The sequence below is a fragment of the Paenibacillus sp. P4_E11 genome, from assembly GCF_056401635.1.
This window is the reverse complement of sequence record NZ_JBFUIX010000427.1, coordinates 1-1602: the sequence shown is the minus strand read 5'-3', so window position 1 is coordinate 1602 and position 1602 is coordinate 1. Positions and strand designations below refer to the sequence as shown.

Here is a 1602-nt window from a genome sequence, read left to right as displayed (position 1 = left end):
ACGCTGATAAACAAAATAATGCCAACCATAATGGAAGAAATCAACAGGATCAAGATGGAAACTCCCGTCATGGCTAACTGTATGTTTTTGAACGTTTTGGTTAACTCTTTCAATACATTCTCAGGTGTCGTGATCGTATAGCTTTGTTTAAACTGATCGATAACAGAACCGATAGAAGCTTTATCGTCGACATACACATCATAACTGTTGGTCGTTATCTCCGCGTCTTTCCCGACAAATCTGGAACGCTTGACTACGTTGGTGTGGAAATCGTAAGGAATATAAGAATATTCTTTTCCGATAAAGGATTGCTCCGTGATGGCCGAAATCTTCATCTTTTGCGTGTCCCATCGGGAGGGATAACTCGTAATTTCGTCCATAGACAGAAATTTCATGGTGATCTCTTTACCAACCAAGTCTTCCGGATTTTCCCAGTCTTGCAGCAGTTTTTTAGCTGTGCTTTCCGATAGGGCAATCGATTGCTCATCGTCTTTGGGAAGCTCCCCATACATCACTTTCGGTTCGGCATATTCGTTTCTATCGCTTTCTTTGTGCAACGGTTTGACGTCAAAGCTGATGATGTCTGGGTTTTTTTCAATTCTTGCTGACACATCGAATTCGGGCTGCACCAATTTGACATGCTCGTTTTTCTTGATAGCGTAATAATCGGAACTGAGCATATAATCTTGTTCCTTTTTGAAAACCAGCTGCTTACTGTCAATGACTTTATCCGATGAATGCTGCAAATAATTGTCTATCCCGTTCCCTAGCGCCAGAGCCAGACTGAATCCGCATATCCCCATAGAGATGCCTATGGATACAAGGAAATACCGCCATCTCTTTTCCTTGATCCGATGATAAGAAAGTTTGAATGCAGAGCCCAGCTGAAAAGAACGTTTCCTGGGTGCTTCGGCTGTTTCGACGGTATATGCCGTTTGATCGGAATCCGCTACGCGTTGATTCAAATCTACAATGATCTCTCCGTCTTGGACTCGAACGATTCTCGAAGCTTGTTTGGCAACCGTTTCATCATGGGTGACGACAACGACCAAACAGCCTCTCTGCGAAATACGTTTCAACAGATCAATGATTTCTTTTGAAGTATGGGAATCCAAGGCACCCGTTGGTTCGTCTGCCAATATGACATTTGGCGACTTTACCAACGCTCTTGCAATGGAAACTCTTTGCTGTTGTCCTCCAGACAACTCGTCAGCCTTCTGATGAATCGCCTTTTCCAGACCAACCTCCTTGATGGCTTGTACACATTTAGCATAGGCTTCACTCTTGTCATAAGAACTCATCGCCAAAGCAAGCTGTACATTTTCGAGCACAGTCAGATGCGGCATCAGGTGGAAATGTTGAAACACAAACCCGACGTTGTCTTTTCGATAATCGGAGAACTTATGATCGTCAAATGATGACATCGGGGTATCGTTGACGAACACCTCTCCCGAATCGGGTTTATCCAAACCTCCAAGAATATTCAGAAGTGTTGATTTACCTGAGCCCGAAGCCCCGACGATCGCGATGAACTCACCGTTACGAAAAGTTAAATTTACATTTTTCAATGCTGGAATCGGATTTGATTTCTCTGGCTGTCTC

The 1602-nt window shown here is 43.6% G+C and carries 1 protein-coding gene; it reads right to left on the bottom strand.

Features of this window, described 5'->3' with window-relative positions; translation table 11 throughout:
- Positions 1-1568 (bottom strand): ATP-binding cassette domain-containing protein (locus AC1DWB_RS34770; RefSeq protein ID WP_477545633.1); only part of this gene is annotated, 1568 nt, incomplete at its 3' end.
- Positions 1569-1602: the final 34 nt, after the last annotated feature.